This window comes from Kocuria sp. NPDC057446 (assembly GCF_042802875.1).
GTDB lineage: Bacteria > Actinomycetota > Actinomycetes > Actinomycetales > Micrococcaceae > Kocuria.
In genome coordinates, this window is record NZ_JBHVDI010000169.1 from 1 (window position 1) to 7,650 (window position 7,650).

6 protein-coding genes and 1 pseudogene are annotated in these 7,650 nt (G+C 75.7%); all 7 read left to right on the forward strand.

What is annotated here, in order from left to right:
- Window positions 1-1,691, forward strand: a 1,691-nt coding sequence (locus ACFU0Y_RS15695) for a sensor histidine kinase (protein ID WP_380215487.1), incomplete at its 5' end; no start/stop codon positions are given.
- Between the two features lie 9 nt (window positions 1,692-1,700).
- On the forward strand, window positions 1,701-2,369 hold the full coding sequence (locus ACFU0Y_RS15700; RefSeq protein ID WP_380215489.1) for a response regulator transcription factor: 669 nt from the start codon (window positions 1,701-1,703) through the stop codon (window positions 2,367-2,369).
- A 286-nt stretch (window positions 2,370-2,655) separates the two neighbouring features.
- Window positions 2,656-2,790: pseudogene (locus tag ACFU0Y_RS15705) on the forward strand (DUF1801 domain-containing protein); the annotation flags it as partial.
- Between the two features lie 216 nt (window positions 2,791-3,006).
- Window positions 3,007-4,206 (forward strand): glycosyltransferase, encoded by a 1,200-nt coding sequence (locus ACFU0Y_RS15710; RefSeq protein ID WP_380215497.1) that lies wholly within the window; start codon window positions 3,007-3,009, stop codon window positions 4,204-4,206.
- 172 nt (window positions 4,207-4,378) lie between these two features.
- A complete protein-coding gene (locus ACFU0Y_RS15715; protein WP_380215491.1) occupies window positions 4,379-5,590 on the forward strand; it encodes a glycosyltransferase family protein in 1,212 nt (403 codons plus the stop codon).
- A complete protein-coding gene (locus ACFU0Y_RS15720; protein ID WP_380215493.1) occupies window positions 5,587-6,912 on the forward strand; it encodes a glycosyltransferase in 1,326 nt (441 codons plus the stop codon). Before ACFU0Y_RS15715 ends, ACFU0Y_RS15720 begins: the two co-directional genes overlap by 4 nt.
- Window positions 6,912-7,650 (forward strand): glycosyltransferase (locus tag ACFU0Y_RS15725; protein ID WP_380215495.1); only part of this gene is annotated, 739 nt, incomplete at its 3' end. The genes ACFU0Y_RS15720 and ACFU0Y_RS15725, both read left to right, overlap by 1 nt.

The window sequence follows — 7,650 nt, forward strand, 5'->3', positions numbered from 1 at the left end:
GGGCCGCACGGCCCGTCCCCTCCTTCATCTGCCTCTCACGCGCCGTGGCTAGGCTGGGCCGCATGGCGGGCGCGCGGTGGGAGAGGGTGCGGACGGAGCTGCGGTCCGTGCGCAGCCGGGTGCTCGCCACGACCATCGCCTTCCTGGCCGTCGCCCTCCTCGCCGTCGGGGGGATCACCCACTACCTGCGCCTGGTGGACCTCGACGAGTCCGTGCGCCAGGACATCGTCCAGGAGGCCGGCGAGCTGCAGCGGCTCGCGCAGCGCGGTCCGCTGGGCCCGGACGCCTCCCTCTCGGAGGACCTCGACGCCACGGCGGAGGAACCGTTCACGGACCTGCCGCAGCTCTTCTACACCTTCATGACCACCACGGTGCCCGGGGAGCACGAGAGCATCCTCGCGCTCGTCGACGGCGAGCCGGCGTTCGAGCACGCCGACCGGTCCCGGTTCCAGCTCGACGACCCCGCCACGCTGGCCGCGGCCGTGGAGCGGGCCCGGCCCGGCCAGACCGTGGTCTTCGACCACGGGCAGGACGGCCGGATCCTGCGCCTGGGCGTCATCTCCGTGGTCCTGGACACGGACCCGCGCCAGGGCTACCTCGTGGTCGGCTTCGACATGAGCGCCCAGCGCCAGATCGTGCTGGACTCGCTGTGGCGCTACCTCGGCATCGCGGCCCTCACGACGGTGGTGGCGGGGCTGGTCGCCTACGTCCTGGTGGGCCGGGTCACCGCCCCGATCACGCGCCTGCGCCGGGCCACGGAGCAGATCAGCCCGGAGGACCTGGGACGGCGGGTGCCCGTGACGCAGGACGACTCGGACGTGGGCCAGCTCGCCGTGAACTTCAACGGCATGCTCAGCCGGATCGAGGCGGCCTTCGTCCAGCAGCGCCAGTTCCTCGACGACGCCGCCCACGAGCTGCGCACGCCCCTGACCATCCTGCACGGCAACCTCGAGCTCATGGACGAGCACGACCCCGCCGACGTCGAGGAGACCCGGGCGATGCTCCTCGACGAGATCGAGCGGATGAACCGTCTCGTGGAGGACCTGCTGCTGCTCGCCAAGGCCCAGCGCGCCGACTTCATCCGCCCGAACCCCGTGGACGTCCCCGAGTGGCTCGACGACACCATGGACCGGCTGCGCGCGCTGGGGGACCGGCGGTGGGAGCTCGAGGCGCGGGCCGAGGGCCGGGTCGTGGCCGATGCGCAGCGCCTCACCCAGGCCGTGGTGCAGCTGGCCGCCAACGCGGTGAAGTTCTCCGCCCCCGGGGACCTCGTGGCCCTCGGCGCCGCCTGGGCCACCGGGCCCGCCGCCCCCGGCGAGGACGCCCCCGCCCGCAGCCTCGAGGTGTGGGTCCGCGACACCGGCGTGGGCGTGGCCCCGGAGGACCAGCAGCGGATCTTCGAGCGCTTCGGCCGGGCCGAGACCGGGCGCACCGTGGAGGGCTCCGGACTGGGCCTGGCGATCGTGGCGGCCATCGCGCACGGCCACGGCGGGACCGTGGAGCTGCGCTCGAGCCCCGGCCACGGGGCCACGTTCACGCTCCGGCTGCCCGAGTCCCCGCTCGTTCCCGCGACCGCGGCCCCGGTCCCCGCCCCCGGTGCCCCGGGCCCCGGGTCCGCGGCGCCCGGGGGAACCGTGTCCCCGACCCCCGCCACCGGTCCCGACGTCACCACCGCATCCCCCAGGAAGTAGAGGCACCCCATGGCCAGCATCCTCATCGCCGAGGACGAGGAGCGCATCGCGCGCTTCATCCAGAAGGGCCTGCGCGCCGCCGGCTACACCACCACGGTGGTCGAGGACGGCACGAGCGCCCTCGACTACGCGAGCACCGGGGAGTTCGACCTGCTCGTCCTCGACGTGGGCCTGCCCGGGATGGACGGGTTCCAGGTGCTCTCGGTGCTGCGCTCCCTGGGGTTCTCGATCCCCGTGATCATGTGCACCGCCCGCGACTCCGTCGAGGACACCGTGGCCGGCCTGGAGCAGGGTGCCGACGACTACCTCGCGAAGCCGTTCCGCTTCCAGGAGCTGCTGGCCCGCGTCCGGGCCCGGCTCCGGGACCGGGCGGTGGCCGAGCAGAGCGCCGACGAGCTGCGCTTCGGCGGGCTGGCCCTCGACGTCGGGACCCGGTGCGCGGTGCTCGAGAGCCGGCAGATCGAGCTCTCCGCCCGGGAGTTCGCCATGGCCCGGGCGTTCCTCGAGAGCCCCGGCCAGGTGCTCACCCGCGAGCAGCTGCTGAACAAGGTGTGGGGCTACGACTTCGACGGCTCCTCCAACGTGGTGGACGTCTACGTCCGCTACCTGCGCAACAAGCTCGGCGCGGAGCGCATCGTCACCGTCCGCGGCGCCGGGTACCGCCTCGCGAAGCTGTGAGGGCCCTCGCTCCGCGGTGTGGCGGAGCGCAGGACGGCCCCCGCGCGAGACGCCGCGGCCCGGCGCCCGGGACGCGCGGCCGTGGATCGCGGAGAGCACCGGGACTGGAGTTCTTGGCGTCACCGAAGGCACGACGAGTTCCGCAGGCCGTCGCGGCGGGCACCGAGGGAGGCAACCCGTGAACGATCCCAGCGAGGACCGCGCGAGGCCGAGGCTGCTCTCGGGCGGCAACCCCCGGATCCCCCAGAAAGAGGGCGACGGCCCGGTACAGGACGACATCGCGGCCATGCCCGGCTGGAAGAGAGACATCGGGCAACGCCTCGACGACCTCGTGGAGCACGTGGTCCCCGAGGTGCACCAGGCCGTGAGATGGAACCAGCCGTTCTACGGCCGGAAGGACGAGGGCTGGTTCCTGGCGTTCCGCCGCTGCACCGGGTACGTGCAGCTGCAGTTCGTCAAGGGGGCGTCCCTCGACCCGGTTCCCCCCCAAGGCGTCCAAGCACGACGAGGTGCGCTGCCTCGACATCCACGAGGACGACGAACGGGACCAGGACCAGCTCCGGTCCTGGGTGGGGCAGGCCGGCAGCCTGCCCGGCGCGAAGGTCTGACGACTCCGTTCGCCGGGTCCGGCGCTAGGGTGAGTCCCATGGTGGACACCCCAGCGACGGTGCCGCCGCCGGGACCGCGTGCCGAGCCGCCGGGCGAGTGCCCCGGTGGGGGCCGCCGTTCCCTCTGCCTGTACACCCGCTCCGCCAGCCCCTCCGGGATGGGGGCGCACATGCTGGACCTGGTGCAGGGCCTCGCCGACCGGATGGACGTGACGGTGCTGTGCCGCGCCGACGACCGGGCCCGCTGGCTCTTCGAGGAGGCGTCCGTGCGCGGCGCCCGCACCGTGGCGCTGCCCGGCCCGCACGACCCCGCCTACCCGGAGGTCATCAGCAGCTTCCTGTCCTCCCGGCCCGTGGACGTCTTCCACTGCCACGCCGGCTGGGGCTGGGAGGATCCGCACGGCCTGCGGCTGGCCCGCGCCGCCGGAGTGCCGGCGGTCATCATCACCCACCACATGTCGTTCCTGATCCACAAGCGCGCCACGGCCGAGAGACTGGCCCGGAACACCTCGTACGCGCACCGGCGGATCGCCGTCTCCGACGGCCTCCGGGACACCTACACCGCCCGCGGGATCAGCGCGGAGCACTTCGTCACGGTGCCCAACGGGATCGGTCCGCGCCGGCACCCTCCGGGGCGGACGGCGGCCAGGGCGGCGCTGCGGCTGCGGCCGGACGACCTCGTCGTGCTCTCGACCGGGCGGCTGACGGCCGTGAAGGGGCAGCGGTGGCTGGTCGAGGCCGCCGCGCTGCTCGCCCCGGACCGTCCCCGGCTGCGCGTGGTGCTCCTGGGCGAGGGCGAACTGCGGCAGGAGCTCGAGGACCTGGTGGCCGAACGCGGGCTGACCGGTGCGGTGCACCTCCCCGGCCACCGCGCGGACGCCCGCATGCTCCTCGACGCCGCCGACGTGTTCGCGCTGCCGTCCCGGGCCGAGGGCATGCCGCTGACCGTGCTCGAGGCGATGGAGGCCGGGCTGCCGGTGGTGGCCACCCGGGTGCCCGGCTCGGAGGAGGTCGTGGCCCACGGCGAGACCGGGCTGCTCGTGCCCCCGGGGGACGCCGAGGAACTGGCCGCGGCGCTGGCCGCCCTGCTGGACGACGGCCGGCGGCGCGCGCGGTACGGCGAGGCCGGGCACCGGAGATATCTGGCGGAGTACACCGTCGAGACCATGGTGGCGCGCACGCTGGCCGTCTACGACGCGGCGCTGGGAGCCCGCTCCGACGGGCGCTGAGTGCTCGGCGGCCGCCGAGCGGCTCCCGGCGCCGCCCGTGCCCCCCGAGGTCGATGCCTCGGATGAGAACCTTTTCATCGACGGCTCATGTTCTCATCATGTCCCTCGAGCACAGTGGGCGGCAGCCGCAACGGCGCCGGACCCACCGGCGCCTTCCCCCGAGGAGGACACGATGAGCGACGACGAGCTGCGGGTGGTGCTGTACTCGCACGACTCCCAGGGCCTGGGCCACACCCGCCGGAACCTGGCGCTCGCCCGGTCCCTCGCCCAGCACCTGCCGGCGCTGACCGGGCGCCCGGTGACGGGCATGCTGCTGACCGGCATCGACGCCGCCACCTCCTACGGGCGCCCCGACGGCTTCGACTGGGTGGTGCTGCCCGGCATCCGCAAGGGCACGGCCGGCTACACGCCCCGCAACCTCTCCGTGGGCATGTCCCACCTGACCGCCCTGCGCTCCGGGATGGTGGACGCCGCGCTCACGGGCTTCCGCCCGCACCTCGTCGTCGTCGACCGCCACGCCTGGGGCGTGGACCGGGAGCTGCTCGAGCCGCTGCGGCGGCTGCGGGCGCAGAGACCGGGAACGGTCGTGGTCCTCGGCCTGCGGGAGGTCCTCGACGAGCCCGCCGCAGCGGCCCGCGAGTGGGCCGCGCTCGGGGACCTGGACGCCGTGCGCGACGTCTACGACCAGATCTGGGTCTACGGCGACCGCGCCGTGCACGACCCGGTGGCCTCCGGCGAGATCCCGGCCGAGCTCGCCGACATGGTCCGCCACACCGGCTACCTCGCGACCGGCCGGGCGGCCGGGCGGCGGACGAGCGGGGTGGACCGCCCCTACGTCCTGACCATGGCCGGCGGGGGCTCCGACGGCCACCGTCTGACCCTCGCGGCCGCGCGCGCCCGGGTGCCCCACGGCCACCGGCACGTGGTGATCACGGGCCCGCAGATGCCCGAGGAGCACGCCGAGCAGGTGCGTGCCGCCGCCGTGCCGGGGACCCTCGTGCTGCCCTCCGTCCCCGACGCGCTCGCGGAGGTGGTCGACGCGAGCGCCGTGGTGTCCATGGGCGGCTACAACTCGGTCGCCGAGATCCTCACCACGAACACCCCCGCGCTCCTGGTGCCGCGGGACCGGCCGCGGCGGGAGCAGCTGATCCGCGCCCGCGCCCTCCGGGCCCACGGCGCGGTGGACGTGCTGACCGCCGACGCCCTCACCAGCGTTGCGCTCAGCGGCTGGCTGCACCGCGTGGTCGGCACCGTGCAGCTGCGCCGGCACCTGGCGCTCGACGGGCTGCACACCGTGCCCGTGCTCGCCGCGCGGCTCCTGCCGGCAGGTCCGCCGCCGGTGCCGGCGGACGCCGTCCCGGCCCGCGCCGGAGGCCTCCGGTGAGCGGCCACCGCATCGGCTACGTGCTGAAGGTCTACCCCCGCTTCTCGGAGACGTTCGTGGTCACGGAGATCCTGGCCCGGGAGGCCCAGGGCGAGGACCTGACGGTCTTCGCCCTCCGGCACGGCACCGACCCGCGCTTCCACCCCGAACTGGCCCGCGTCCAGGCGCCGGTGCACCACGTGGAGCGTCCCGAGCGGGCCTCCGCCGGGTGGGCCGTCCTGGCCCGCGCGGCGGAGACGGTCCCCGGCTTAGGGCCCCGCTTGGCCGCACTGCTGCCGGAGCTGGCCGGCACGGAGGCCTCCGAGGTCCACCAGGGGGTGGCGCTGGCCATCCAGGTCGTGGAGGAGGGCATCACCCACCTGCACGCGCACTTCGCGACCCTCGCCGCCCACGTGGCCGAGATCGCCTCCCGGCTCACGGGGGTGCCGTTCTCGGTGACGACCCACGCGAAGGACATCTTCCACGAGTCGGTGGACCCCGCCCGGCTGCGCCGCACCCTCGAGCGGGCGGAGCACGTGGTGGCGATCTCCGCGTACAACCGGCGGCACCTGGCCGCCGCGTTCCCCGCGCACGCGCACCGGCTGCGCCTCGTGCGCAACGGCCTCGAGCTCGCCCGCTTCCCCTACCGGGACCCCGCGCCCGTGGGGGAGACCCTGCGGGTCGTGGCCGTGGGCCGGCTCGTGGAGAAGAAGGGCTTCGACCGCCTCGTGCGGGCCGCCGCCCGGTACCGGGACGCGGGCGGGCGGCTGTCCGTCACGGTCGCCGGCGGCGGCGAGCTGGACGGATCCCTGCGCGTGCTGGTCGCCGAGCTCGGCGCCGAGGACGTCGTCGAGCTGGTCGGGCCCCGCACCCAGGCCGAGATCGGCCGGCTGCTGCGCGCCGCGGACGTGTTCGCGGCCCCGTGCGTCGTCGGCGCCGACGGCAACGCCGACGGCCTGCCCACGGTGCTGCTCGAGGCGATGGCCATGGGCGTGCCCGTGATCGCGAGCGACGTCACCGGCATCCCCGAGGTGGTCCGCAACGAGGCCCCGCGCACCGGCGTCCTGGTGCCCGCCGACGACGACGACGCGCTGCTCGGGGCGCTCGCCGCGGTCGCGGACCCGGGCTTCGACCGGGTGGGCGTCGCCCGGGCCGCCCGCGCGCTCGTCGCCCGGGACCACGACTCCACCGGCCAGGCCGCCGCCCTGCGGGCGCTGCTGCCGCCGGAACCGGTCCGACCGGGCGACGTCCGGACCACCGCCGGGACCACCGGCCCGGTCCTCGAACCCGTCCCCGGCCGCACCCCGGGCCTCGTCCGGGCCACCGAAGGAGCCGACCGCTGATGCGCCTCGCCTACGTCTGCGCCGATCCCGGCGTCCCCGTGTTCGGGACGAAGGGCGCCTCCGTCCACGTCCAGGAGATCCTGCGCGCCTGGCGCGCCCGCGGCGCCGAGGTCCGCCTCTACGCGACCCGCGTCGGCGACGACGTCCCGGCCGACCTCGCCGATGTCCCGGTCGTCCACGTCCCGGTGCCGGCGGCCCCCGCCGCGACCGACCCCGGGCGCACGGCCCGGGTCGCCGCCCGGGAGCGGGCCCAGGCCGAGGCCGCCCGCCGGATCGCCGAGCGGGTCGTCGCCGACGGCGCCGACGCCGTCCACGAGCGGTACTCCCTGTTCTCCACCACCCTGACGGAGATCACCGGGGCGCTCGGCGTCCCGGGCGTCCTGGAGGTCAACGCACCCCTCCTCGACGAGCAGCGGGCCCACCGCGACCTCGTGGACGAGGCGGCCGCCCGGGCCGCGCTCACCGCGCAGGTCGCCGCGGCGGAGCGCACCGCCTGCGTCTCCGCACCGGTGGCCCACTGGGTGGAGCGCACCGTGGCCGCGACCGGAGGCACGTCCGCCCGGGTCGTGGTCGCCCCCAACGGCGTGAACGTGGAGCGGATCCTCCCGAGCCGCGACTCGGCGGCCCGGGGTCCGGACCCCCGGGCGCCCGGGGGGGGGGTGGGGGGCCCGCGCAAACCGGGGGCCCGGGGGGGGGCACAGCGACCCCCCCCGGGGGCCGCGGGGCCCGGCAGGGGCC

Bases quoted from the DNA above. Each gene is read 5' to 3' on its own strand.
- ACFU0Y_RS15715 (WP_380215491.1), top strand. From the start codon at position 4,379: ATGAGCGACGACGAGCTGCGGGTGGTGCTGTACTCGCACGACTCCCAG.
- ACFU0Y_RS15700 (WP_380215489.1), top strand. From the start codon at position 1,701: ATGGCCAGCATCCTCATCGCCGAGGACGAGGAGCGCATCGCGCGCTTC.